The 26,270-nt window shown below is 65.1% G+C and carries 21 protein-coding genes; 14 read left to right on the forward strand and 7 right to left on the reverse strand.

The window, feature by feature from the left end; translation table 11 throughout:
* Positions 1-24 precede the first annotated feature (24 nt).
* From BJP62_RS00455 to BJP62_RS00510, 12 genes are all read left to right on the forward strand, one after another.
* The gene (locus BJP62_RS00455) at positions 25-1,431 is read left to right on the forward strand and encodes a multicopper oxidase family protein (RefSeq protein WP_070525437.1); all 1,407 of its coding nucleotides are present in this window, start codon (positions 25-27) and stop codon (positions 1,429-1,431) included.
* Positions 1,432-1,454: 23 nt separating this feature from the next.
* The gene (locus BJP62_RS00460; protein ID WP_070525439.1) at positions 1,455-1,925 is read left to right on the forward strand and encodes a plastocyanin/azurin family copper-binding protein; all 471 of its coding nucleotides are present in this window, start codon (positions 1,455-1,457) and stop codon (positions 1,923-1,925) included.
* Positions 1,926-1,973: 48 nt separating this feature from the next.
* Positions 1,974-2,282, forward strand: a complete 309-nt coding sequence (locus BJP62_RS00465) for a copper-binding protein (protein ID WP_070525441.1) — start codon at positions 1,974-1,976, stop codon at positions 2,280-2,282.
* Between the two features lie 162 nt (positions 2,283-2,444).
* The gene (locus BJP62_RS00470) at positions 2,445-5,705 is read left to right on the forward strand and encodes a hybrid sensor histidine kinase/response regulator (RefSeq protein WP_070525443.1); all 3,261 of its coding nucleotides are present in this window, start codon (positions 2,445-2,447) and stop codon (positions 5,703-5,705) included.
* A gap of 155 nt (positions 5,706-5,860) precedes the next feature.
* Positions 5,861-6,499 (forward strand): response regulator transcription factor, encoded by a 639-nt coding sequence (locus tag BJP62_RS00475; protein WP_070525445.1) that lies wholly within the window; start codon positions 5,861-5,863, stop codon positions 6,497-6,499.
* Positions 6,500-6,909: 410 nt separating this feature from the next.
* A complete protein-coding gene (locus BJP62_RS00480; RefSeq protein WP_070532092.1) occupies positions 6,910-7,443 on the forward strand; it encodes a fimbrial protein in 534 nt (177 codons plus the stop codon).
* A gap of 145 nt (positions 7,444-7,588) precedes the next feature.
* On the forward strand, positions 7,589-8,299 hold the full coding sequence (locus BJP62_RS00485; protein ID WP_205700941.1) for a fimbria/pilus periplasmic chaperone: 711 nt from the start codon (positions 7,589-7,591) through the stop codon (positions 8,297-8,299).
* 139 nt (positions 8,300-8,438) lie between these two features.
* On the forward strand, positions 8,439-11,000 hold the full coding sequence (locus BJP62_RS00490; protein ID WP_070525449.1) for a fimbria/pilus outer membrane usher protein: 2,562 nt from the start codon (positions 8,439-8,441) through the stop codon (positions 10,998-11,000).
* Between the two features lie 63 nt (positions 11,001-11,063).
* Complete coding sequence (locus BJP62_RS18800; RefSeq protein ID WP_205700942.1) at positions 11,064-12,062, forward strand: fimbrial protein; 999 nt, start codon at positions 11,064-11,066, stop codon at positions 12,060-12,062.
* A gap of 188 nt (positions 12,063-12,250) precedes the next feature.
* Positions 12,251-15,520 carry a hybrid sensor histidine kinase/response regulator gene (locus tag BJP62_RS00500; RefSeq protein ID WP_145927049.1) on the forward strand — a complete coding sequence of 1,090 codons (3,270 nt, stop codon included), beginning with the start codon at positions 12,251-12,253 and terminating at the stop codon, positions 15,518-15,520.
* 55 nt (positions 15,521-15,575) lie between these two features.
* A complete protein-coding gene (locus tag BJP62_RS00505; protein WP_070532095.1) occupies positions 15,576-16,223 on the forward strand; it encodes a response regulator transcription factor in 648 nt (215 codons plus the stop codon).
* Positions 16,224-16,332: 109 nt separating this feature from the next.
* Positions 16,333-17,364 (forward strand): EAL domain-containing protein, encoded by a 1,032-nt coding sequence (locus BJP62_RS00510; RefSeq protein WP_083300610.1) that lies wholly within the window; start codon positions 16,333-16,335, stop codon positions 17,362-17,364.
* Here the strand turns inward: BJP62_RS00510 and BJP62_RS00515 are convergent.
* Positions 17,355-17,714, reverse strand: coding sequence for a VOC family protein (locus BJP62_RS00515; protein ID WP_070525458.1), 360 nt, complete (start codon positions 17,712-17,714; stop codon positions 17,355-17,357). The two genes, BJP62_RS00510 and BJP62_RS00515, sit on opposite strands and share 10 nt — an antisense overlap.
* An 82-nt stretch (positions 17,715-17,796) precedes the next feature.
* Here BJP62_RS00515 and BJP62_RS00520 point away from each other — a divergent pair, with 82 nt between their 5' ends.
* On the forward strand, positions 17,797-18,195 hold the full coding sequence (locus BJP62_RS00520; RefSeq protein ID WP_070525460.1) for a hypothetical protein: 399 nt from the start codon (positions 17,797-17,799) through the stop codon (positions 18,193-18,195).
* Here BJP62_RS00520 and BJP62_RS00525 read toward each other — a convergent pair.
* The 6 genes from BJP62_RS00525 to hemP all read right to left on the reverse strand — a co-directional run bounded on the left by BJP62_RS00525 (position 18,188) and on the right by hemP (position 24,763).
* A complete protein-coding gene (locus tag BJP62_RS00525) occupies positions 18,188-18,973 on the reverse strand; it encodes a heme ABC transporter ATP-binding protein (protein ID WP_145927050.1) in 786 nt (261 codons plus the stop codon). The genes BJP62_RS00520 and BJP62_RS00525 overlap by 8 nt on opposite strands.
* The gene (locus BJP62_RS00530; RefSeq protein WP_070525462.1) at positions 18,973-20,016 is read right to left on the reverse strand and encodes an iron ABC transporter permease; all 1,044 of its coding nucleotides are present in this window, start codon (positions 20,014-20,016) and stop codon (positions 18,973-18,975) included. Before BJP62_RS00530 ends, BJP62_RS00525 begins: the two co-directional genes overlap by 1 nt.
* Positions 20,017-20,107: 91 nt before the next feature.
* Positions 20,108-20,944, reverse strand: coding sequence for a hemin ABC transporter substrate-binding protein (locus BJP62_RS00535; RefSeq protein ID WP_070525464.1), 837 nt, complete (start codon positions 20,942-20,944; stop codon positions 20,108-20,110).
* Between the two features lie 7 nt (positions 20,945-20,951).
* A complete protein-coding gene (locus tag BJP62_RS00540; protein ID WP_070525466.1) occupies positions 20,952-21,992 on the reverse strand; it encodes a hemin-degrading factor in 1,041 nt (346 codons plus the stop codon).
* 250 nt (positions 21,993-22,242) lie between these two features.
* Positions 22,243-24,465 (reverse strand): TonB-dependent hemoglobin/transferrin/lactoferrin family receptor, encoded by a 2,223-nt coding sequence (locus BJP62_RS00545; RefSeq protein ID WP_070525468.1) that lies wholly within the window; start codon positions 24,463-24,465, stop codon positions 22,243-22,245.
* A gap of 136 nt (positions 24,466-24,601) precedes the next feature.
* Entirely contained in the window at positions 24,602-24,763 is a 162-nt protein-coding gene (gene hemP / locus BJP62_RS17795; RefSeq protein WP_083300611.1) for a hemin uptake protein HemP, read from the reverse strand.
* Between the two features lie 155 nt (positions 24,764-24,918).
* Between hemP and hutW the strand changes: the two genes are divergently transcribed.
* Positions 24,919-26,259 (forward strand): heme anaerobic degradation radical SAM methyltransferase ChuW/HutW, encoded by a 1,341-nt coding sequence (hutW, locus tag BJP62_RS00550; protein ID WP_070525470.1) that lies wholly within the window; start codon positions 24,919-24,921, stop codon positions 26,257-26,259.
* Positions 26,260-26,270 lie beyond the last annotated feature (11 nt).

Here is a 26,270-nt window from a genome sequence, read left to right on the forward strand (position 1 = left end):
TCTAAGCTGCCAAGGAACTGGAACATGACTTCAAGAAGAGACTTTCTGCGCACCGTGGGCATCGCCGGCGGCGCCGTCGCGGCGGGCACGGTGAGCAAGGTGGCGATGGCCGCGCTGCCCGAGCCGGTGATCCAGACCGGGCCGGACACGATGCCGCCGCTGGTGCCGGGCACCGGCCGGCCGTACAACCCGGTGGTGACGCTGAACGGCTGGACCCTGCCGTGGCGGATGAACAATGGCGTGAAGGAGTTCCACCTCGTTGCCGAGCCGGTGGTGCGCGAAATGGCGCCGGGCTTCAAGGCCCACCTGTGGGGCTACAACGGCCAGAGCCCGGGGCCGACGATCGAGGTCGTCGAGGGCGACCGGGTGCGTATCTTCGTCACCAACCGGTTGCCCGAGCACACCAGCATCCACTGGCACGGCCAGCGCCTGCCCAACGGCATGGACGGCGTTGCCGGGCTGAACCAGCCGGCGATTCCGGCGGGCAAGACCTTCGTCTACGAATTCGTCGCGCGCCGCCCCGGCACTTTCATGTATCACCCGCACGCCGACGAAATGGTGCAGATGGCAATGGGAATGATGGGCTTCTGGGTCACGCATCCGAAGGCGAAGCACCCGCTGATCGACGACGTGAACCGCGACTTCTGCTTCCTGCTCAACGCCTACGACATCGACCCCGGCGCCTATACGCCGAAGATCATGACCATGCTCGATTTCAACCTGTGGAGCTGGAACAGCCGGATTTTCCCCGGCATCGATTCGCTCAACGTGCGGCTGAACGACAAGGTGCGCATCCGCATCGGCAACCTGACGATGACCAACCACCCGATCCACCTGCACGGCCACGAGTTCCTCGTTACCGGTACCGACGGCGGGCCGACGCCGAAAAGCACGCGCTGGTACGAGGTGACGACCGACGTCGCCGTCGGCCAGATGCGGCAGATCGAGTTCCTCGCCGACGAGGAGGGCGACTGGGCGTTCCATTGCCACAAGAGCCACCACACGATGAACGCGATGGGGCACGACGTGCCGACGATGATCGGTGTCGACCACCGCGGCGTGGCGAAGAAGATCAACAAGCTGATCCCCGACTACATGGTGATGGGCGAGCGCGGCATGGCCGACATGACCGAGATGGAGATGCCGATCCCCGACAACACCGTGCCGATGATGACCGGGCAGGGGCCGTTCGGCAGCGTCGAGATGGGCGGCATGTTCAGCGTGCTCAAGGTCCGCCGCGACCAGAAACCCGGCGACTACAAGAACCCCGGCTGGTTCAAACACCCGCCCGGCACGGTGGCGCACGAATACAAGGGCCCGCCGCTCGACGCGACCCGCAGCAAGGCGACCGGCAGCCCGGCGATGCCGCGCGCCAGGGGCGGCGATGTCGAAGTGCAGGTCCGCAAACCTACGGCCAAGGCCGGTCACTGAATTCACAACCCACTGGAGCAGCCATGAAAACCTCAAACCTCGCCGTCCTGATCGCCGGCCTTGGCCTTGGCGCCACGGCTTTTGCCGGCGGCACGCACGCCGGTGGCCACGATGCGGCGATCGGCCAGCCCGGCAGCGCCGCCAAAGTCAACCGGACCGTGACGGTGGAGATGACCGACGACATGCGTTATTCACCGGCGACCATCACGGTCAGGCAGGGCGAAACGATCCGCTTCGTCGCTAAAAACCTCGGCAAGGTCAAGCACGAGCTCGTCATCGGCACCGAGGCCGAACTCAAGGCGCACTACGAGCAGATGAAGAAATTTCCCGACATGGAGCACGAAGACCCGCAGACCGCATCGGTTGCGCCGGGCAAAAGCGGCGAGGTGATCTGGCAGTTCACCAAGGCCGGCAAGGTCAACTTCGCCTGCCTGCAGCCGGGGCATTACGACGCCGGGATGAAGGGTTACGTCGACGTAGCCAAGAAACGTTAAGCGTCATCAACCACCGGGCGGCAGCCCGATTACCTCGAGGAACCCATCATGCAAAAACGCCTTGCGCTCGCCGCGCTGGCCGCCACGCTCTGGCTCGGCACCGTCCACGCCCAGGGCGACGATTACACCGACGGCGAGGTCCGGAAGGTCGACAAGGCCAACGGCAAGATCACGCTCAAGCACGGCGAGATCAGAAACCTCGACATGCCGGGGATGACGATGGTGTTTACCGTCACCAACAAGGCGCAGCTCGATCAGGTCCAGCCTGGCGACAAGGTCAGCTTCAAGGCGGCCAGCGAGGGCGGCAAGATGGTGGTCATCGATCTGCGCGCCGCCGACGTTGCGGCAAAACCGTAGCCGCGGGAGGTTGAAACGTCGGGCCGATGCTCAAGCGGGCAGGCCCGTTTCATGCCCGGCAAAGTGCGACAGGTGCGCATGCGGCAGCGCAGACCGACGGTTTGAGCGTCGTGATTATGGGGTACATTGAACGCTGGCAAGGCTTCCCCGGTTGATTCGACGATGACAAGCAGGCCCGCCGGCCAATCCTCGCCGCGCTCGCATTCCGAGCTGTTGCTCTCGCGGCGTCTGCTGAACTGGATGACGGTGCTGATGCTGGCGCTGACGACCGGCGTTCTGCTGTTCTCGCTCTACGGGACATTCCAGGGCGTGGTTTGGTTGCTGGGCGGGGCGGCACGGAGTTATGTCAACCGCGTCCAGGACATTCAGCGCAGCAACGAGGCATTCGTCACCGGCTTTGCCGCGCCACGGGTATCGCTGCCGGCGGTGGGGCCGAACCCGGACAGTGTGCGCAGACTCGGCGACGAGCTTCGCTCGTATCCGGTCGGCGAGCCGCGCGCACTGAATGGTGATGCCTGGGGGCTGCCGCTGCTTGTCCTGCCCGCCAGCGTCGGGGAGGCGCAGTTGCAGGTGATCGCCAAACAGTTCCTGCGCTTCGCCGAAGTCAACCGCGTCATATGGCCGGGGGCCAGGAGCCGGCCGCGCTATACGCTGGATGTCGACAAGGAAAGTCTCTTTACGATTGCGAACCCGGTCGAAGGGCGCGGTATTCGGCTCAGCCGTGCCGCGATGCGGCAGTTGCTGGCGCGGATTCATCAGGCGGAATCCACCCGTGTCGATGACGGCTCGGCGTTCTGGCTGCCCGAATGGACAGACCCGCTGACCGGGGTGCCGATGATCCACTGCGTGATGCCGCTGCGGGATCAGCGCGGCAAGGTGATCGCCTACACCGTGACCGGGATCGAAACCGCAGCGTTGCCGGTCGGCATTGACTGGCCCGGCGACGACAGCTGGGAGGCGGGCAGGCTGATCATGCTGAACCACGGCCGGAACGCCATGCCGTTGTGGGTCTCCCGGGATACAGGCGCGTCGGCGAGTCAGGTTTCCGAACATCTGAATCGGCCGGGAAGGCGGCCGATCATTACTTACTGGGTGGACGGGGACACGCTGTTTATCGCCGGACGATCCAGCGAGCAGCGTTGGGGCGGCGTATTCGCCTTCCCGTTCTCGACCCTGTTCAAACTGACCCAGGTCAGGCTTTTCTGGGCGCTGGGACTCTATCTGCTGGTGGTTGCGCTACTGCTGCTTGGCCGGCGCCTGATCGGGCGCCATTACCTGGCGCCGTGGGCCGAGCAGGTCAGGCGCAATCAGGAAGGCGAGGCATTCAACCGCGCGCTGATCGAAACCGCGCCGGTGGGGCTGTACGTGCTGAACCAGCCCGACGGTGCGATCCTGCTCGGCAACGCGCTGGCGCAGCGCCTGCTGCCGGAAGTGGCCGGCAAACAGGCACAGGAAAAACTGGCTGCCTGGTTGCAGCCGGGGCCGGAAGGTCCGCGTGGTTCGATGGAACTGATGGCCGGTGATGCCGAACAGGCACACTACCTGCTGCTGGCCGGTGCGCAGACCCGCTATCACGGCAAGCCGGCCTTGCTGTGTGCGCTCAGCGACATCAGCGCCGCCAAGGAAACCGAGCGCATGCTCGAGCAGAGTCGCGAAGCGGCGGTGGCGGCGAGCGAGGCCAAGTCGGCGTTTCTGTCGGTGATGAGCCACGAAATCCGTACGCCGCTGTACGGGATGATGGGAACGCTGGACCTGCTGGCCATCGCCGATCTGCCGCCGGCACACCGGGAGGCGCTGCAGACGATGCGCGATTCGTCGCAGACCCTGCAGGCCGTCATCGACGACATTCTCGATTTCTCGCGGATCGAATCGGGGCAGATGCGTCTCGAGCACATCGCGTTTGAACCAGTGCCCATGATCGAAAGCGTGGTCCGGATGTATGCGCCAATGACGCAGGCCAAGGGCGTGCAGCTGCACTGCTGGCTGCAGGCCGGCATGCCCGAGATACTGGGTGATCCGGTACGCTGGCGCCAGATCGTCGCCAACCTGCTGTCGAACGCGGTCAAGTTTACCGCTGCCGGCAGCGTGACCGTCCGGCTCGGACTCGAGCACGGAACGGTGCCGATGCTGCGGCTGACGGTTACCGATACCGGCATCGGCATCGACCCGGAACGGCAGGGACAGTTGTTCGAGCCGTTCGTCCAGGCCGACAGTTCGGTCATGCGCAGGTTTGGCGGAAGCGGGCTGGGGCTGTCGATCTGCCGCCGGCTGGTGCAGATGATGGGGGGAGAGATACGGCTTGAGAGTGCGCCCGGCAAGGGGAGCCGTTTCGAGGTACAGATACCGGTGACCCCGCTCGTGTCCGATACACAAACGCCTCCCCCGGCCGACTGTCCGCCGGTCTGCGTACGGTTCGGGCTGGCGCCGCAACGCGACAACGTGATCGAGCAGCTGCGGGCGGCCGGCTATCCGGTGCGCGTGCTCGAGGCGGGTGAGGCCACACCGGACGATTGCCGCCTCTTGCTTGTCGACAGTAGCGGCCAGACCGGCCCTTATCTGACCGTGCACCTTTTGCCAGACGGGCCGGCGACACCCAGCCGCGCGGGCGGGGACATCATCGTCAGCGCCTACAGCCAGAGCGGCTTGCTCAAGGCGCTGGTATTGGCGGGCGCACCGCTAGCGGATGCTGCCGAAACTACGGTTACACGGCCCGCCCAGACCGCCAGCGGCCTGCGCCTGCTGGTGGTCGAGGATCACCCGGTCAACCGGCAACTGCTGGTCAGGCAGTTGCAGGCACTGGGCGGTGAGGTGGCCAGTGCCGAGGGCGGCGCCGAGGCACTGACGCTACTGCGGCAAAACTCGTTCGACGTGATCTTCTCCGACGTCAACATGCCTGACGTCGATGGCTACCAGTTGGCCCGTACATTGCGCGAGCGCGGCGACCGCACGCCACTGGTCGGCGTCACTGCCAGCACCTTCCCCGGCGAGCGCGAACGCTGCATCGAGGCTGGCATGACGCTGGCACTGTTCAAGCCGCTGCTGCTGCAGGACTTGAGCGAGGCGCTGCGCCGAATCCTGCCGGACCACGAGTGGATTGCGGTCGGCGAAGTGATGGCGCCGGTACATGACGAAGCGCTGCGTGATGCCTTCGAGCACAGCGTGCAGCAGGATCTGGCGCAGATCCGCCGGGCCGTCGAACAGGGTGACGTCCTGTTGCTGCGGCGCCATGCACACCGGCTGCGGGGGGCGCTGACCACGGTGGTGGACGGCGAGGACGTGCAGGAGTCGTGCCGGTTGCTCGAAACGATGGCGATCCGCGTGCAGGAGGAGGCACAGATTGCGCTGGCCGGGCTGGAGGATTATCTCCAGCTGTTTTTCGATGAATACGGGGCGCCGACGCATTCGGCGGAGCGTGAAAAATGATTCCGGATGCAAGCAAAACTAAGGTTTACCCTAAAGAATGCACGTCGGATAAGTCCTAGTATCTGCGCTTACGCAATCGGCATTCGAGTGCTGGCCGTCGAGATCTGCCGGGCAGACGTCGGGCAGGGCCCGCCGAATCAACAGGAGTACGGTCCATGATCAGGATCATCGTCGCCGACGATCACCCCATCGTTCTGGCGGGAATCAGCCGTGAAATCGTCCAGTACCCCGGGTTCGAGCTGGTCGGCGAGGCGAGCAACTCAACCGAGCTGATGCAGTTGCTGGATGGCGGCGTGTGCGACGTGCTGGTTACCGACTATTCGATGCCCGGCGGCAAGTTCGGCGATGGTCTGCCGATGCTGCAATTGCTGCGTCGCCGCTTTCCTGATCTGCGCATCGTCGTGATGACCATGCTCGACAACCCGGCGCTGATCCGCAATATGCAAAAGGCCGGCATGAACGCGATTCTCAACAAGAGCGACAAGGTCAGCCACGTCGCCGCGGCGATCAGTGCCGTCCATCTGGGCGGTGACTACCTGCCGCTGTCGGTCCGCCACCTGTTGCAGGCCGCCGTGCCGGATCTGGTCGAGCAGCGGCTGTCCAAGCGCGAGCTCGAAGTGCTGCGGCAATGTGCATCCGGCATGGCTATTGTCGAAATCGCCCGTCTGGCCAACCGCAGCACCAAGACCATCAGCACCCAGAAAACCGTCGCCATGCGCAAGCTGGGGCTGGAGAACGACCACGACATCTTCCAGTACGCGGTCTCGACCGGGCTGATCAGCCCGGCCTGCTGACCGCCGTAGACCCGCCGATCCAGATCTGCCCCTGTCCGCGATTGACGAACCGGTTTGGCGCCGCTGCGCTTGGGCCCGGCCGTTGCTGGGCCGGATGACCGGGGTTGCGCGTCGTTTCAGGGGTTGTTCGAGCTGTTCCAGCGATGCCGGAAAGGCATCCGGCCTTCCCGATGTAATGGCGTCGTGCAGTACCGGCGATTTTAAGGTATCGCCGATTCGATATCGAGGCGTACACGGCAATAATGGCGCCACCTGAAGAAACAAGCCGGATTCGACGATTCAAGCGGTGTTTTGCAGATGGTGTTGAGAATGGTTTTGTGGATGCAGAGGAATGGGTGGGCGTCGATTGCTGATTGTTATTGGCTATCCGTCAATACCCGGATGAGTGAATTGATTTTGGAGAAATGAGCATGATGAAGAAAATGATTGCCGGTCTGGTGGTCGGTCTGGGTCTGGCTGCCGGCGCGCAAGCGGCCGACGGCACCATTACTTTCAATGGTGAGGTTACCGCACAGACCTGCACGATCAACGGCAATGGTTCTGGCGCCAAGGACTTCACCGTCACGCTGCCGACCGTATCGGCCAGTGCGCTGGCCAGCGCCGGCGAGGTTGCCGGCCGTACGCCGTTCACGATCGCCCTGTCGGCATGCACGCCGAACAGTGGCACCGTTCACACCTATTTCGAGCCGGGCCCGACCGTCAATGCGGCGACCGGTCGTCTGATCGTTGCGGCCGGTGGCGCAAGCAATGTCGAACTCGGCCTGCTGAACGGCGATTACACCCGAATCCAGCTGGGTGCTGCCGATGCGGCCCAGAACTCGAAGTCGACCGCGCTGGCTGCAGGTGCTGCAACGCTGGCCTATGCCGTTCAGTATGAAGCAACCGGTGTTGCCGGTGCGGGTGCTGCCAATTCGTCGGTGATGTACAGCATCGTTTATCAGTAAGCTGCAATTCGGTCCTGGATTGACCTGATCGGAAACTGATAAGGCGGGATTCGACCGAAACCCGCCTTTTCTGAGTTGAATGCAAATGCGGAATGGGTAGGCAATGGGTACGAGTAAAATCATCAACCGCTTCTTGGCAGTTGGCTTGCTGATTTGGGGCATGACGCAGGCTGCGCAGGCTTCGGTGGTGCTTGCCGGCACGCGGGTCGTTTACAACGCAGCGGAGCCCGAAGCGACGCTCAGGCTGAGCAACGAGGGCAAATCCCCGGCGCTTGTCCAAGCCTGGATCGACGACGGCAATGCCAAGGCCAACCCGGAGGCGCTGGATGTGCCGTTCACGATTGCGCCGCCCGTTGCGCGTATCGACCCGGGCAAGGCGCAGACCTTGCGGATCAGCTATACCGGCGAGCCACTGCCGCAGGACAGGGAATCGGTCTTCTGGCTGAACGTGCTCGAAATCCCCCCCAAGGCCGCGCCGGACGAGGAGGGCGCCAACAAGCTGCAACTGGCGTTCCGGAGCCGGATCAAGTTGTTCTTTCGCCCGGCCGGATTGAAGGGGCGTGCCGAAGAGGCGCCCGCGCAGCTCGGCTGGCGGCTGGTCCAGGCCAAGGGACATCCGGCAGTCGAAGTCAGTAACCCCACGCCATACAACGTCACGCTGGCGTCGTTCGATGTGGTTTCAGTGGGGAAGAAGGCCGAAAGCGAGGAGAGCGCGATGGTCAGGCCCGGCGAAAAGCGTTTGATGCCGCTCAAGGGGAATGTCCCGGCCGGCGAAACGAGCAAGGTGATCTACCGCTTCATCAACGACTACGGTGGCGAAACCACCGGTGAAGCACCACTTCAGGCGCCGCAATAACGACAGGTCTGCCGGCCGATCCGGCTGGCGGTGAACAAGCCGCCAACTGACCGCATCCCATCAGTGCTATCCGCCCGGGCCGCACGCCGCCAGCGGCGGTGATCGGGGACGGCTTGCCTGAAGAAACCGGAATACCGTCATGACACGCAATGCCCGACAACCTGAACCGTCCATCCGCCGCTTGCGGCCGGTCAGCGCGGTGATTCTGCTGCTCTTTGCTGCCCCCGGCAGTTACGGCGCCGTGGCGATCGCCAGCGCCGCACCGCGCGAGGTTGAATTCAACGAGTCCTTTCTGCAACGCGGCGGCCGGTCGATCGACATCAGCCGCTTCAACAAGGGCAGCGCCGCGCTGCCCGGCGATTACCGCGTCGGTCTCTACGTCAACGAGGTCTGGCAAGGGCAAGGCCGGGTCAGCCTGCGCGACATCGAAGCCGGCTCCGGCAATGTGCAGCCGTGCTTCGACCGCGACTTGCTGGCCCGGATCGGTGTCGATCTCGTCAAGCTCAGTCCGGAAGCCGTTGCGTGGCTGGATGCCGGCGCTGGCGCCTGCCTGACCCTTAGCGAGCTGGTGCCCGATGCGATCGCCACCTTCGATGTCGGCGAGCAGCGGCTGGACATCAGCCTGCCCCAGGCCATGCTGAACAAGCAGGCGCGCGGTTATGTCGATCCGAAATACTGGGACGACGGGGTGCCGGCGGCAATGCTCAGATACAACGCCAACGTTTTCCGCTCCGAAAGCGGCAGTACGTCGTCGACGCAGAGCTATCTGGGCGTGAATGCGGGCCTGAATGCCGGCCCCTGGCGCTTGCGCTATAGCGGTAACCTGACGCACAACGACGAGACCGGCACCCGCTACCAGAACCTGCAGACCTATCTGCAACGCAGCATCGAGCCGATCAAGAGCCAGCTGACGCTGGGCGATGCGTATACCGATGGCAATGTGTTCGACAGCTTCGGCCTGCGCGGTGCCATGCTGGCCAGCGACGACCGGATGTACCCGGAGTCGATGCGCGGTTATGCACCGACCGTGCGCGGCATTGCCAGTACCAATGCCAAGGTGCAGGTCCGCCAGAACGGCAACATCATCTACGAAACCAATGTTGCGCCGGGCGCGTTCGAGATCAACGACCTGTATCCGACCGGTTATGGCGGCAACCTCGACGTGATCGTGACCGAGGCCGACGGCAGTGTGCATGTTTCGACTGTGCCGTATGCGGCGCCGGTGAACGCACTGCGCCCGGGCATGAACAAGTACAGCTTCGGCATCGGCCAGTACCGCGATGACGGTATCCACCTCAAGCCCTTCGTATCGCAGGCGGCATTCCAGAGCGGCATCAGCAATCTGCTGACGGTGTACGGCGGCGCGATCTTCGCCAACAGCTATCTGTCCGGCGCGCTCGGGGTGGCACTGAACACCGACTATGGCGCATTTGGCTTCGATGCTACGCTGGCCAAGGCCGGCTTCGACAGCCTGCCGGACCGCGACGGCCAGAGCTTCCGGCTCAGTTACACCAAGCAGTTCGCCCCGACCAACACCAATATCGCGCTGGCGGCCTACCGCTACTCGACCAGCGGCTTCCTCAGCCTGGGCGACGCGATGCGCCTGCGCGACCTCGATGATCGCGGCCTCGCCGCCAGCATGCCGGGTACGCAGCGTGGCCGGCTGCAGGCGACGATCAATCAGGCGCTGGGCGAGCGCTACGGCAGCCTTTACCTGAGCGGATCGGTGCAGGATTACTGGAACCGCAGCGGCACCGATACCCAGTACTCGGCTGGTTACAACAACAGCTACCGGAGAATCAACTACGGCCTGTCCGCCAACCGCCAGTACGACGTCAATACCGGCAAGTGGGACAACCGCTTCATGCTCAATATCGGCATTCCACTCGGGAGCGGCGCGCAGGTGCCGTATTCGATGACGACCTACCAGCACGACAGCAGGGACGGCAGTAACAGCATTCAGGAGTCGATCTCGGGTGCGATCGGTGCCGATGGGGCTCTGACGTATGGCCTGAACGCCGGCCGTAGCACCGGCAATGGCGGCAGCAACAGCGTCGGCGCCAATGTCGGCTATGCCGCACCGTTCGCGTCGCTCAGCGCCAGTGCCAGCCGCAGCAACAGCTACACGCAAACCGGCGCCGGCTTGTCGGGGGGCATCGTTGCCTATCCAGGGGGGATTGCGTTCACCCCGAACCTGAGCGACACCATCGCCATCGTCGAGGCCGACGGGGCTGGGGGCGCGCGCGTCACCAACGCCAGCGGCCTGCGCATTGATGCGTGGGGGCACGCGGTTGTCTCGGGCCTGCGGCCGTTCGAGCGCAATGACATCGAAATCGACCCGAAGGGCCTGCCGATGAGCGTGCAGCTCAAGTCCACCCAGCAGGCAGCGGCGCCGACGGCCGGCGCCGTGGTCCGGGTCAGGTTCGAGACCGAAAGCGGTGGACGTGCGGTGGTGCTGCGGGCGCATCTCGGCGATGGCAAACCGCTGCCATTCGGTGCAGAGGTGTTCGATGGTGAAGGCCACAGCGTCGGGGTCGTGGCTCAAGCGAGCCGTATCGTTGCACACAAGATCGGCGCCGATACGGGGGAGCTGACGGTGAAGTGGGGGGGCGGTCAGCAGTGCAAACTCGGCTACCAGCTGCCGACGACGCTGGATGGCAAGGCAGCACCGTACTACCTGACCGATTCGGCGTGCATTTGAATTGCGCTGCGTACCGAGTCCGGTTCGAGTGCAGGATGAAGCAGAATCATCTGGATGTCACGAATGCAACGAAACAAGAGGCTAATTATTATGAGTGTGTGTATCACTGTTCCAATAAAAAAAATAATCGTCCAGTTGTTTGTCGTGTTTGGGTTGCTTCCTATGGGCGCACAAGCTGCTTGTTCCTATATCGTCGGCGGGCCGGCAGTGATCAATTTCCAGGTGCCGGACATGATCATGGTTCCGCGTGACTTACCGAATGGAACAACGCTTTACTCTTCTCCAATGCAGGATCCGCCATTTCAGGTCTCATTGACATGCAGTACCGGTTATTACGGAGTTGTGAACAAGGCCGGATCCCAGTCTGCATTGGAGGAGGTGCTGTTTCCCATTGGATCGACCGGTGTGTCGTTTCGCTACAAATACTACAGCGGTACCGGCAATTATTTCTTAAAAAGATACGGCGTGCACGTATATCCACAGGGCGAGTCAACAGGGTTTGGTGGTACCAAGCACGGGTTTGATCTGGTTAAAACCGGGCCTGTGGCTGCGGATGCATCGGTGCCCGGTGGCAGCATGGCGTCTTTTACCCTTAGTGACAATCTGGATGCTATCACGCTTTCCCTCGGCAATTCGATCAATTTTGGCTCGCTGTCATGCACGACGCCCGATCCTGAGGTCAAACTTGGTTCGCATGTGCAGTCTGAATTCAAGATCAGCAATGTTTCTTCTGAGGTTTCATTTGAAATTTCGCTAATTTTATGTCCGGCTGGCATGAATTTGATCAAGTATCAGATCGATGCGGTGACCAATGTCATCGATTCGGGCAATTCGGTCGTGGCGCTTGACGCTGCGTCGACGGCAACGGGGCTTGGCGTACAGTTGCTCGATGATAGCAGCGTGCCGTTTCCGCTCGGCGTCGCCCGAACAATGGGCAGTTACAGCACAGCTACAGGTGGCAGCTACACGATTCCGCTGAAGGCGCGTTATTACAAGACCGCGGCCAATGTCGGGCCGGGCAGTGCCAATAGCTCGATGACTTTCACGATGACTTATCAATGACATCGCCGGATTCATGTGCTGTTCCTCTCTTGCGCCCTCTCCGCAGGGCGTTTTTTGCGACATGGTGGCGAAGGGGACTGGCTTTTTAGGGTTTCGCCGATTAAGAATTTTCCGAATGGCTGTCAGTATCGACAGCGTATCGGGCGCCGTGCTTGACGGCGTTCCGCATCCGCCTGCCGAAGCGATTCATGATTCAGACCCTCACCGTATTTGCCAACCGCCATCCCCTCGCCAAGCGCTTGCTGCTGAGCAAGCGCAGAACGCTCTCGTCGAGCGTGCGGCAACTGCGTTCGCTGGTGTGGTGGCTGACGGCCATGGTGGCGTTGTGGGCGCTGGTGGTGTGCGGCCTGATCGCCAGGCAGCAGGTCCGGCGGGTCGTTGAAATGCAGGCCATCCGGTTTGCCCAGCAGAGCCAGGCGACGGCCGATCGGCTGGGGGCGATGCAGCGGCTGGTCGATCATGCCGAAGCGGAAATGGCGCAACTGGCGGATCAGGACGCGCCGTCGGCCGGCCTTTCGCAGCCCGGCGAGGCGGTGGCAGGGCGGTACCGTGACGACCGGGCGCTGATCGTATCGGCCGCCGGCACCGTACTCCCCGAACGGACCGAGCTGGCCGCCTTGTCGGCACTGCTGGCTCACGGCTGGTACCTCAATGGCGGGCTGTACCAGTCGGCGCGCAACGCCTATGTCGTCGACCTGAAGTCGCCTGGCTTCCATCTGCTTCCACGCCGGCGTGGCGAGGCTCAGGCGCGGCTGACCGATTCGGCGTGGCACGCGCGTTATGTCTCGCAAGTGCTGGGCAGGTTCCGCCCGCCGGCGCTGCTGCGGCAGCTGTACGCCGATCCGGACGAGCCGGTTGTTCTGCCGCCGATGATTGATCCGATCAGCGGCAAGCAGGTGGTCAGCTACGTGAGGCTGGTGCAGCAACGCGGCAATCCGCTGGCGATCCTGGCAATCGATGTCCCGACGTCGGCGTTGCTGCCCGATGGTGTGTTGCTGTCCGGTTTCACCATCGAGGCGCCGGGTACCGGCCCGATTTCGTCCACCCCGTCCGGGCCGGATTTCCGCCGTGTGGTCTCGGCGCGGCTTGCAGCGGTCCAGACGATGGCCGGAGCGAGTTGGATTTACCTGGGCGGCTGGCGCTGGGGGCTGCTGTTCCAGTACGGCATCGGTGACTGGCAGATGCGCGCCATGGTACCGGCAGCAGCGGTCTGGGCGCAGGCTTGCCCGACCTTGCTGCCATTGCTGGCGGCGATGCTGGCAGGCGCCGTCATGCTGATCGGCTGGCTGCTCTGGCTGGACTGGCGCGTGCTGCGGCCAGGTTGTCGGCAGACGGGGCTGGTCCAGGACAGCGAAACGTACAACCGCGGCGTGGTACGGATTGCGCCGGTGGGCCTGATGACCGTCCGGCGTGAGGACGGCAAGATTCTCAAGGCCAACCAGACGGCGCGTGAACTGATCTGCAAGGTGGATGCTGCCGAAATTCACCGGCTGATCGGCCGCTGCCAGCGCGTGGCACCGGTCCGCTCTGGCGACGATGCGCCCGTCCGGTTCGAGATCGAGATGAGTTGTCCCGGCGGGGGATCCCGTTTCGTCCAGGTCGGTTTCGTCACCAGCCCTTATCTGGGGTTGCCGGCGCTGCTGTTGATGCTGAGCGACTGCAGCGAGGCGAGAATGTCCGAAGCGCGGCTCAAGCAGGCGGTCGCCGAGGCCGCCGAGGCCAATCGCGCCAAATCGGCCTTTCTGGCGACGATGAGCCACGAGATCCGTACGCCGCTCAACGGCATGCTCGGCGGAATCGAACTGCTGGACATGACCCGGCTGGACATGCAGCAGCGTGATCGGCTCGAGGTGATCAAGCGCTCGTCGCGCTCGCTGATCAACACGATCAACGATGTGCTCGATTTCAGCAAGATCGAGGCCGGCCAGATGGTGATCCGGCCGCAGCCTTGCAATGTGGTCGACATCGTTGAAGGCGTGGCGCGCAACTTTACCGATTCGGCCCTGGCCAAGCGGATCGACCTGTATTGCACGATCGACCCGGTGCTGCGCAGCGATGTCGTGCTCGATGGGGTCCGGCTCGAGCAGGTTCTCGGCAATCTGGTCAGCAACGCGGTCAAGTTCACCGACAACGGCAAGGTGATGATCAGCGTGGCGGTGCCGGACGGCGAGTCGTCGTGGCTGGACATCAAGGTCGTCGATACCGGCATCGGCATTGCCGAGGAAGACCAGAAGCGGCTGTTCGCACCGTTCATCCAGGCCGAGCAGTCGGATACCCGCCGTTACGGCGGCACGGGGCTGGGGCTGTCGATCTGCCGGCGCCTGCTGTCGCTGATGGGGGGGGAGATCCGCCTCGTCAGCGAGCCCGGCTTCGGCTCGTCGTTTCGCCTTACCGTGCCGTATGAGGAGGTCGTCGGTACGGCGAATGACAATTTTCCGATGCTGCTGCGCGGCGTGACGGTGAAGCTGGCGTTGTCGTCGCCGGAACTTCAGGGCGATCTGGCGCGCTGGTTGCGCTGGCACCACGCCCGTGTCATTGACAGCAGCGCGCCCGAGGGCGATGGAACGATCCTGGTGACCGACGCCCGTTTGCTTGCAGGCTATCCGAAGGCGGCGATTCTGCTCGGGCAGGGCGCCACCGGTCCACCCAAGGCCAAGGCGCGTTATGTCAGCTGGCTGAGTCGCGGTGCAATCGTTGACGCCGTGCTTCAGATCGCCGGCCGGGCACCGCAACGCGAGGAAAGGCCGGCGGCGCCGCTGCACCAGCTTGCCCGGCGGCAAAGGCGGATCCTGCTGGTCGAAGATCACCAGGTCAACCAGATCGTGATGCGCGGCCAGCTCGAATCGCTGGGGCAAGTCGTCGACGTCGTCGGCGACGGCATTGCCGCACTCGAACAGATTCACCAGGCCGACTACGACCTCGTCATCACCGACATCCAGATGCCGAAAATGGACGGCTACACGCTGGCGCGTGCGTTGCGGGCGCAAGGCATCGGGCTGCCCATCGTCGCGATCAGCGCGAACGCCTATCGGGACGAACGCGAGCAGGCCAGTAGCGCCGGCGTCGACCAGTTCCTGACCAAGCCGGTGCAGATCAGCGCCTTGCGGACCTTGCTCGATACGCTGCTGCCGTCGGCACCGGCCGCGCCACCGGCACCGAAGGCTGCCGGCCGCTTGTCTGCCGACGTGCTGGTCCGGACGCTGGAAGGTGATCTGGTGGTGCTGCAGGAGGCGTGGGCCAACGGCGATGCAACACAGCTGCGCCAGCGGGCCCATGCGCTGGCCGGTGCGCTGGCGGTGATCGGTTACGACGTCGAGGGCGAGCATTGCCGTGCACTGGAAAAGGCGCTGGCCACGACAAGCCTGGCCGACGTCGAGCCGGCTTGGCAGGAGCTGCAGGCAATGCTCGAGGATGTGCTGGCGCTGCTGCAGGTGGAGGCGGCAGACAGCGCCGCGTGACAGTCCGGCCGGCGTCGGTCTGAACGATGAACCAGTTGTTAAAAAGGGGGAAATGATGAACTTCAAGGTGGCCGTGATCGACGATCATCCGCTGATCGTCCATGGGGTATGCCAGGCGCTGGCTGACATGACCGGGGTCGAGGTCTGCAGCGTGGTCGGTAATTCGAGTGTGCTGGCCGGGCTGATCGAGCGCGAACGGCCGGAGCTGCTGATCTGTGATTTCTACATGCCGGGCGGTGCGCTTGGCGACGGGTTATCGCTGATCGCCTGGCTGCAGGCGCACCATCCGGCGCTGAAGCTCGTCATCCTGACGATGATGAGCAACCCGCCGCTGCTCGAAGGCATTCTGAACAGCGGTGTCCACGGGCTGCTGCTGAAAACCGGTGGGGACGGTGAAATCCGCTCGGCGGTGCAGGCGGTCGCGGCGGGGGGGCGGTACGTCGGCGAAGGTGTCTGGCAACTGCTGCAGGCGGCGCGGTTGTCGACCGGAGATTCGCCTGCCGACATCCTGAGTGCCAGGGAGCTGGAAGTGCTGCGTCTGTGTGTCAGCGGGCTCACGGTCTCGGAGATCGCGGCCTTGCTGCACCGAAGCGTCAAGACCATCAGCCACCAGAAGATCAGTGCGCAACAGAAGCTCGGCATCGCCAATCCGCGCGAGCTGTACGAGTACGCGCTGCATCACGGCATCCTGAACCGGCAGTGACCGCCGGGCCAGCGTGCCGATGGTGCCCGGCTGCGACCCGTCAATTTAAGGATTGTCCGATGCGTCTTTAGGGATCGTCCGATGTCCTCGTCATCGGCAATCGACGACGATGCCCTGCATCGAGTGGATCGGGGTTGGGAAAAACGTGCCGGTGGCGACGCCGCCCGGCCGGGCTTTCCGTAAACGGACAATGAATCTTTCTTTAATGAGCAACCGGGTCGCGGCCCACTATGCCGGAGCCGGGCATGCCGGCATCGTTGGCAACAATGCGGCCGACCTGGGGGGGCTGTGCCGGCGCAAGCCGAAGTCCAGACTGTGTCCGTTCGAACGTGTTTGCAACGACCGGTGGAAGCGCTCGTCAACCGTTGTGGTAGACAGGCCGGACGAGGGTTTCGGTCGTGACGAACTGGTCACCGCGCTTGAGCGTGGCGAGCTGGTCGCGCACTTCCAGCCCAAACTTGATCTGCGTGAAGCCAGCCTGAGCGGCGTCGAAGCCCTGGTGCGCTGGCAGCATCCGCGCCTGGGGCTAGTGGGGCCGGATCGCTTCATCGATGCGATCAAGCGGCATGGCCTGCTGCCGCAACTGACCAGCACCGTGCTGGCCCAGTCTTGCACGCAGGTACTCGCGTGGCGGCGGGCAGGCCGCAATTTGCAGGTGGCGATCAATGTCGAGTGGCCCAGCGTCGAGGATGGCAGCCTGCTGTCAGAGCTGAACCAGACCGTTGCCGCGTTCGGCCTGGTGCCGGAATGCCTGCAGGTCGAATTGTCCGAGCAGTCGCCGATCCGGGACAAGGCGGCGGCGCTGATGCAGATTCAGGCGATCCGTAAAGCCGGATACTCGGTGGCGATCGACGATTTCGGCATGGAGAACGCGTCGCTGCAACTGCTGCGCGAGCTGGAGTGCGACGTGGTCAAACTGGACCGCTCGCTGGTCCGGGGCATCGACCGGCACCCCCGCGCGGCCATGATGCTGGCCGGCCTGGTCCGGCTGGCCACGTCGCTGGGCGCCGAGATCGTCGCCGAGGGTGTGGAAACCGAGGACGAGCTCGGCTGCCTGCTCGAGAGCGGTTGCCATCAGATGCAGGGCTTCCTGTTCAGCCCGGCGCTGTCCGGCGCGGAGCTGAACCGGCGTTACTGCTGAAGGGACGCGACGATCTCGCCGAACTTGAGCAGGTTGCCGTGCGGGTCGAGGATGTACATTTCCTTCATCCCCCACGGCTGGACGACCGGCCCGCGGTGGCGCACGCCGCGGGCGACAAACTCGGCGTGCAATGCGTCGACGTCGTCGCTGCGCACGTAGCAGGAGGTGTTCTCGGCGATGTGTTTTTCGTCGCAGGGCCAGAAGTGCAGCTCGCAGCCGTCGCGCACGACGATCAGGTAGTCGGGCAGGTGCAGGTTGATGGTGAAGCCGAGCGTCTGGTAGTACGCCGCCGATTCGGCGATGTCCAGCGAGGCGAGCACCGGGACGGTGGCGGTAATGCGTCCGTTCATCATGTTCTCCAGCAAGCAGCGTGCAATCGCACGGGTTATGTAACACTGACGGTTGTTGCTACAACCGGACATCCCGACGGCCATGCCTGCCGCCATCCGCACTCCCTGCCCGCCGGGCGCCTGCGTCTGCGGGCGCGATGCGCTCGAGGACGATCCGTTCGCCGACTGCCGCATCCTGATGCTGACCCGCGACGAGGAGCGCCGGCTGGTCGAGCGCATCGAGCGGGCCTGCGACTACGCTGACCTGCAAAAGGTCTGCGCGCGGATGCAGGCGCAGCTGGGCGTGGTGCTGCGGATTGCGCCGGGGCCGAACGAGGTGCGCACGGTGCTCGGTTTCGATATCGCCTTCGATCCGCATCCGGGGCTGTGCCGCAAGACGCAGCAGGCGATCCCGGCCGCGGTACGCCGCTGCCTGAGCGACAAGCCGGCGATTGCGTACGAAATCCTCGACACCCACAGCCTGTTCGGCCCGACTAGTTGAACAAGACCAGCGGCCGGTTTACATCGCGCGGGTGCGGAATCACCTCGGCGGCGACGCCGTAGACGGCAGCCAGCGTCGCCGGCGTCAGCACGCTGGCCGGATCGCCGCAGCCGACCAGTTTCCCCTGCGCCAGCAGTGCCAGCCGGTCGCACCATGCGGCGGCGAGGTTCACGTCGTGCAGGATCACCAGCACGCCGATCCGCTCGTCGCGCGCCAGTTGCCGCGCGCAGGCGAGCAGCGCCTGCTGGTGCTTCGGGTCGAGGCTGGCGGTCGGCTCGTCGAGCAACAGGAAGCGTCCGCCGTGGCTTTGCCGCGCCGCGAGCGTCTGCACCAGTACGCGGGCAAACTGCACGCGCTGCGCCTCGCCGCCCGAGAGCTGAGGGTAGCGGCGGCCGGCCAGGTGCGAGACGTCGGCCAGCGCCAGCGCGCGGATCATCAGCTGCTCGACTTCGGCTGTCGACAACTCGGGAAACGGGTAGGCGCCCATCGCAACGACTTCGCAGACGCCAAGGTTGAACGACAGCGACGGCGATTGCGGCAGCACCGCGCGCTGGCGGGCAAGGTGGGCGTTGTCGAGTTTGGCCAGCGGTGTACCGTCGACCGACACCGTGCCGCGCTGCGGCGCCAGCTCGCCGGCGAGCATCGCCAGCAGCGTCGACTTGCCGGCGCCGTTGGCACCGAGCACGCCGACGACTTCGCCGGCGGCGAGTGACAGCGACACGTCGTCAAGCACGACCTTGCCGCCACGTTCGATAAACAGCTGTTCGGCGAGCAGCATCAGTGCCTCCGCTGCGCGAGCAGCCACAGGAAGAAGGGGCCGCCGACCAGGCTGGTGACGATGCCGATCGGCAGTTCGGCCGGGATCACGGCGATGCGTGCCAGCCAGTCGGCCAGGGTCAGTGCGATCGCGCCGGCAACGACCGAGGTCGGCAGCAGCCAGCGGTGGTCGGCGCCGAGCGCCAGCCGCACCAGATGCGGCACGACGAGGCCGACGAAGCCGATCGCACCGGTCGCGGCCACCAGCGGGCCGACCAGCAGCGCCGTCAGCAGGATCAGCCGGCGGCGCACGGCCTTGAGCGGGAAACCCAGATGCAACGCTTCGCGCTCGCCGAGCAGCAGCGCGTTCATCGCGCGCCAGTCGCGGGCAATCAGTGCGCCGACGGCGATGGTCCACGGCGCAAGGCCGGCCAGCAGCGGCCAGCTGGCACCGGCCAGGCTGCCCATGTTCCAGAACGTCAGACTTCTGAGCTGCGTGTCGTCGGCCAGATAGGTGAACAGGCCGACCAAGGCGCCGCAGATCGCGTTGATCGCCACGCCTGCGAGCAGCAGCCCGGCCATGCCCGGATAGCGGCGGCCGAGGTGGTAGGCGGCGACGGTGGCGATCAGACTGCCGATGAAGGCCGACGGCGCCAATATCAGGAACGAACCGCCACCAAGCACAATGGCGCCGACCGCGCCGAGGGCGCCGCCGGCGGAAATGCCGATCAGCCCCGGTTCGGCCAGCGGGTTGCGGAACAGTGCCTGCATCGCCGCGCCCGACAGCGCCAGCGCGGCGCCGGCCAGCGCGGCGAACAGCACGCGCGGCAGGCGCACGTCGAGCAGCACGCTGCGCCACAGCGCTTCGTCCGGACCGTCGGCCGAGAACGGCAGGCGGGGCAGTGCGGTCAGCGGGATGTGCAGTGCGCCGCTGCTGGCGGACAGCATCATCAGCGCGAGCAGCAGTGCCGCGAGCAGGCCGAGCACGCCGGCCGGCGTGCGCCAGCGCGAGGTTTTCGACGCTGCCGGCAGCGGGGAGGAAAGGGTGGAAGTCACGGAGTTCATGTTACACCGGGGAATTGCGGGATTGCGCGGGGCTCGGAGCCTGTTCCGTCCGGCACCGCATGCAGGTGCCGCAGCCGAACGGAACGGGTCGTTAGCGGCTGGCGACTGCCGGCGCGGCCTTCAGCTCGCGCAGCGCCTGCGGCAGCCGCGGGCCGTAGCCGAGCAGCAGCAGGTCGTCCATCACGATCACGCGGCGGTTTTGTGCGGCCGGGGTCGTGGCGATGCCGGGGCGGGCCAGCAGCGCGTCGAGCCCGCCCGATGCGGCGATCGACGCGGTCGAGGTGATGATCAGATCGGGCTTGAGCGCCGCGATGCCTTCGAGCGACAGCGGCTTGTAGCCCTTCTGCTTCGCCAGCACGTTGCGATAGCCGGCGAGCTTGAGCATCGCGTCGGCGCTGGTGTCGGTGCCGGCGCCTTCCGGGTTGCCGCTGCGGTTGATCAGCAGCAGCGCGCGGGTCGGGCCGACCTGCCTGGCTGCGAGCGCATCGACCTGAGTGCGCAGCTCGGCGACCATCGCGCGGCCGTCGTTGCGCAGGCCCAGCGCTGCGGCAACGCCGTGCATGCGCTGCTCGAGCGCTGCGAGCGTCGGCGCGCTCGGCAGCGTGATCACGCGCAGGCCGAGGCGGCGCAGCTGCTCGATCGCCTGCGGCGGGCCGGCCTGGTCCGATGCGAGCACCAGATCGGGCTTGAGCGCGACGACGCCTTCGAGCGAGAAGGCGCGGTAATAGCCGACCTTGGGCAGCGCCTTGGCCGCCTCCGGATACGTGCTCGACTGGTCGACGCCGACCAGCAGCTTGCCGGCGCCGAGCGCGTAGACGATCTCGGTCAGCGGGCCGCCGAGGGCGACGACGCGCTGCGGCGCTGCCTGCGCCGACAGCGAGAGGAACGCCAGTACGGCGGCGAGGAGGAGGGCAAGGCGCTGTTTCATGTCAACCTCAGGCGGCGAGCGGTTCGTTGCACAGGTCGATCAGCAGCTCGCGCCATTCAACCAGTTCCGGCACGCCCGGCTTGCGCACGCCGAAGAACTGGACGATCAGCTCGCCGGCGTCGTTGTACAGCTCGAGCGAGGTGACCCAGCCGTCGCTGGTCGGCTTGTTGACGACCCAGCTGGTCGTGACCGATTCGGTGTTCAGGTGCAGGTTGAAGAGCGGGTCGAGCACGTTGTACCAGGGGCCGGTGCGCACGAGTTTCTTCACCGGGCCGCTGTGGATCTGCACCATGCCGCGGTTGCCGACGAAGCACATGATCGCCAGGCCGGTGTCGGCGGCGCGTTGCAGCATGGTTTCGACCGCGTCGTTGTCGACCTGCTGGGCCAGATCGTTGCCGACCGAGCGCAGCGCGCCGAGACGGCTCACCTTGTGTTTGCGCAGCATCGGGAAGAAGGCGTGGGTGTCCTTGAGGCCGAGCCAGGTGTCGCGCAGCGCGGCGGCGTCTTCCGGCGCATCCGGGGTGGCGTCCGGCGCGTACGGCCTGGTTTCCGGCCAGGTCTTGTCGCTGACGGCGAACTTGGTGACCAGCGCGTCGTAGGCGTCGTTGTTGCTGTTCTCGAGCAGGAAGACCTTGTGGACGGCCACGCCTTCGGCGTCGAAGAACTGGATGCTGCGGCGGTCGCCGTCGGTCACCGCGTAGAAGTAGGTCCACGAACTGAAGAACATCCGCAGGTCGATGTCGGCGCCGAGCACGAGGCCGATCGCGCCTTCGGCCTGGATGTCCTCGTACGTGCCCTTGCGCTCGTGCACGCACCATTCGTTGCGCGACAGCGCCATCACGTGGCCCAGCGTGCCCAGCTCCTTGAAGATGGCCTGCGCCGTGCCGGCGAGCTCGGTCGAGGCCACGCCACAGTCCGCGGCGATCAGTTGTGCTTCGGATACCGCAAGGCGGGCGGCGCGGTCGCGCGCGCGCAGCTTCGGTTCGGTGGCCAGCAGCGCCTGATAGCGGGTCTGCAGGGTGTAGGCGAGTTCTTTGAAGTTGCTCATTTCGGGTCTCCTTGGTGGTACGAGGCGAATGTCATCAGCATGGACGGCATCCTGCAAAAGCAAAGGCCGACCCGCGGGCGGGACGGCTGTGTGAGTCTGTGGCTTGAACCTGTTCCAGTCGGCGGGCGAGCCAAGGCAGGTCACGTTCGCCCGAAGCGCGGAAACCGGCATGGACGCGCGGGTCCACGTGGATTTCGGGCATCGGACGAGCGCGAGATGCGCAGGCGCAGCCGCCGAATGGGGCGGGTTTTTAGAAGCTCCAGTTCGCGTTGACCCGGAAGCTGCGGCCCGGCTGGGTGTAGCGGTCGACGATGATGCTGTTCGACGTCAGCGCGCGGGTCGACGCGTCGGCGCCGTCCCAGTACTTCTTGTCGAAGACGTTGAACACGCCACCCGAAACGCGCAGGTCCTTCAGCGGCTTCCACCACGCGGTCAGGTCGACGACGCCGTAGCCCGGTGCCGAGTACAGCGTGCTGCTCGACAGCTTGGTCTTGGCCGCGGCGGCGGTCAGCAGCGCGTCGGCGCCCCAGACTTCCTGCTTGTACGACAGGCCGGCGATCAGCTTGAGCGGGGCAACCGAATCGAGCCAGGTGTCGTCGGTTTCGTTGCGGCCGACGGTCCAGGCCAGCGAGCCCCAGCTGCGCCATGCGCTGGTGAAGCTGTAGTGCGCGGTCGCTTCGACGCCGTAGATCCGTGCCTTGTCGATGTTCACGCTCTGGTAAACCATCGGGTAGCCCGGAATCCAGCCCGGATAGCTGCTGTTGATCGGGTGCAGCGTGTCGATGAAGTCCTTGTAGCGGGTATCGAAGCCGGTGATCGTGCCGCCGGCGTTGTCGTTGCCCAGACGCAGGCCGAACTCGTAGCCCGAGCTGGTTTCCGGCTTCAGGTCCGGATTCGGCACCAGCGTGTAGCCCTGCGCCGAGTTGGTGAACTGGCCATTGATTTCCAGCGTCGTCGGCGCGCGGAAGCCCTGTGCGTACTTGGCGAACAGCGTGGCCTGCTCGGCGAACTTCCACGTACCGGCGAGCGACGGCGAGATCTTGTCGTCTTCCTGGCTCTTCGGCGTCATGCCGATGCCCTGGCCGATCTGGCCCTGCAGCGAGCCGGCGTCCGGATTGTTGCGGTAGTTGTCGTAGCGCAGCCCTGGCGTCAGGGTGTAGCGGCCGCCGTCGAAGCCGATCTCGTCCTGTGCGAACAGCGCCCACTGCGTGACCGTGGTGTCCGGAATCGTGCGCAGGTTGATCGACGTCGACGCCGGGTAGCCGGCAGCAAACTCCTTGGTATCGGTCTGCCACCATTCGCCGCCGACCACCCATTGCTGGGTGATGCTGCCGCCGATGTTCTTCACCGCCTGGCCGGACACGCCGCGGGCGGTTTCGGTGTAGGTGCCGTCGCGCCAGTAGACCGGGTCGCGGGTGTTGCGGGTCTGGTCGCGGCGCTGGTCGCTGTCGAACTTCTGGTAGTACATCCGGGCCGATGCCGAATCGATCAGGCCGCCGGCCTGCGGTGCGGTGTAGTCGTACTCGAGCGAGACGCGCTTGCGTTCCTGCTCGTCGTGCGCCTTGCTCGACGTGATCGCGGTCGGCATCGGCGGCATCACCACGCCGAGTTCGCTGTACAGGTCGGTGTCGCTTTCGGTCTTGCGGTATTCGCCGGTCAGGCCGAGCTTGTGGCCGCCTTCGAAGTAGTGCTGCACCTTGGCCAGCGCATTCTTGGTCGTGTAGTCCTGCGGGTCCGGCGTGGTGCGGGTGTTCTTGTTCTTGCTGTCGTTGCTGCCCATGTTGTCCTGCTCGTGGCCCTTGCGGCCGCCGAGCTGCAGCAACCAGTAGGTGTCCTGGTTGACTTCGCCGGCAACGGCGCCGGACAGGCCGTAGCTCTTGTCGGCGCTGTCGTAGTCGGCCTTGACCTGGCCGCCGAAGGTCTTGCCGGCCTTGATCAGGTCGGTCGGGTCGAGCGTGCGCATGCCGACGACACCGGCGAGTGCCGACGAACCGTACAGCGTCGAGCCCGGACCGCGGACGATGTCGATCGCGGCGAGCGAGGAAAAGTCGACCATGTCCTGGCCGACGAAGGTGTCGCGGTTCGGGAACGAGAACACTTCCGGCAGGCGGACGCCGTCGACCATCATCAGCACGCGGTTGCCTTCAAGGCCGCGGATGTTGATGTTGGTGCCGCCGTAGCGGCCGCTGCGCGACATGTCGACGCCCGGCTGCTCATGGTCGCCGAGGTCCTTGAAGTCGCGGATGAACTTCTCGTCCAGCGTCTTGCGGTCGGTCGTCGTGACCGACGGCGGCAGCTCGTCGAGGGTCTTTTCGGTACGGGTTGCGGTGACGACGATCGGCGACAGGCTGGCGGCGCTGGCGTCCTGCTTGGCCGGCTTGCCGGCGGTGGCCTGTTGCGGGACGGCGGCAAAGGCCGTTTGCAGTGCGCAGGCGAGCAGGCTGAGCACGAGCGGATGGGTGGAGCGGTTCATTGCAAGTCCTATGAGCAGTCGAAAGCGGTGCGGCTGCACCGAACGCGGCTGGCTTGCTGGCGGGGAGACCGGTCCGCCCACTGGCTGGCATGCGTGGGTTGTCGGCTTCGTTCGTTGCGACGAACGGGCCTTGTTCTTACTTGGTCAGAATCAGCTTGCCCTGGCGGGTTTCGCGCAGGGTGTAACGCTCGCCGTTGTGTTCGATCACGACGGCGCGCTGCCCCTGCAGCAACTGGCTGCTGTTGAGGACCGGCAGGGTCGGGATGGACGGTGTGGTCGGGGGCGCTGGCTTGTTCATGGGTGAGAATACTAACGCGAATTATTCTCATTAACAAGATTTCTTACGGGGTGTCGTGTATTTGCGCCAGATCAAACATCTTTGCGCGAATCATGTAACGAGAATTGTTATCAAATAGATTGATGGGCATGTCTTGAACCCGCTCAGGAGCCTGCATGTCCGCAGAACTCAGCGCCTGGTTCGCCGAAAAGGGCGAACTGGCGTTTGCCAAGCGCGCCCTCGTCATGCCTTGGCGCCACCGAACCCCGATCACCGAGGCCGACCATCCCGCCGCATGGCAAAGGTTGCAGGCGACGCCTCGCCATGGCCGCAAGGGGCTGGCTTACGTGCATGTGCCGTTCTGTGCCAATCACTGTCTTTTCTGCGGCTTCTACCAGAACCGCTGGCAGGAGGAGGCATCGCGCCCTTATACCGACCGGCTGATCGCCGAGATCGAGCGCGAGGCCGATACGGGGCTGGTGCAGGGCGCGCCGATCCACGCGGTCTACCTCGGCGGCGGCACGCCGTCGGCGCTGGCCGCGAACGATCTGGCCCGCTTGATCACCGCGCTGCGCAACCACCTGCCGCTGGCGCCCGATGCGGAGATCACCGTCGAGGGCCGCATCCGCCATTTCGACGATGCCCGCATTGATGCCTGCCTCGACGCCGGCGCCAACCGTTTCTCGATCGGCGTGCAAAGCTTCGACAGCCACGTCCGGCAGCGGCTCGGCCGGCAGGCGAGCGGCGAGCAGGCGGCCGCCTTCCTTGAAGGACTGGCCCGCCGCGATCGCGCCACCGTCGTTTGCGACCTGATCTTCGGCCTGCCCGATCAGGACGAGGCGGTCTGGCGGCGCGACCTTGACACCGTCTGCGCCTTGCCGCTCGACGGCGTCGACCTGTACGCACTGAACCTCTTGCCGACGACGCCGCTGTTCAAGGCGGTCGAGCTGCAGCGGCGCAGCCTGTCGAGCCCGCAGGAGCGCCAGCGCATGTACCTCGCCGGCGTCGCGCGGCTGGCCGACGCAGGTTGGGCGCAGCTGTCGAACAGCCACTGGGCGCGGACGACGCGCGAACGCAATCTCTACAACCAGCTGATCAAGGACGGCGCCGACTGCCTTGCCTTCGGATCGGGTGCCGGTGGCAGCGCACACGGCGTCAGCTATGTCGTCGGTGGCGAGCTGGCCGGCTACGAGGCGCAGATCGACGCCGGGCTCAAGCCGCTGTCGAACATGGCGACGAGCGACGCCTGGCAGCGGACCCGCGACGCCGTCACCGGCGGCATCGAGCGCGGCCGGCTCGACCTGCGCACGCTGCCGCTCGACGACGCCGGCATCGTGGCGGCGCAACTGCAGCCGCTGATCGCCAACTGGCACGAAGCAGGCCTGCTCGCCGACGCCGGGCCGGTGCTGCGGCTGACGCCGCGCGGCCGCTTCTGGGCCAACAACCTGCACTCGGCGCTGAACGAGCTGGTCCCGTCACTTGCCACCGCCGCAGCCGCCGAATCCATCGCCGCCTGAATCCTGGAGAA

The organism is Jeongeupia sp. USM3, from assembly GCF_001808185.1.
GTDB lineage: Bacteria > Pseudomonadota > Gammaproteobacteria > Burkholderiales > Chitinibacteraceae > Jeongeupia.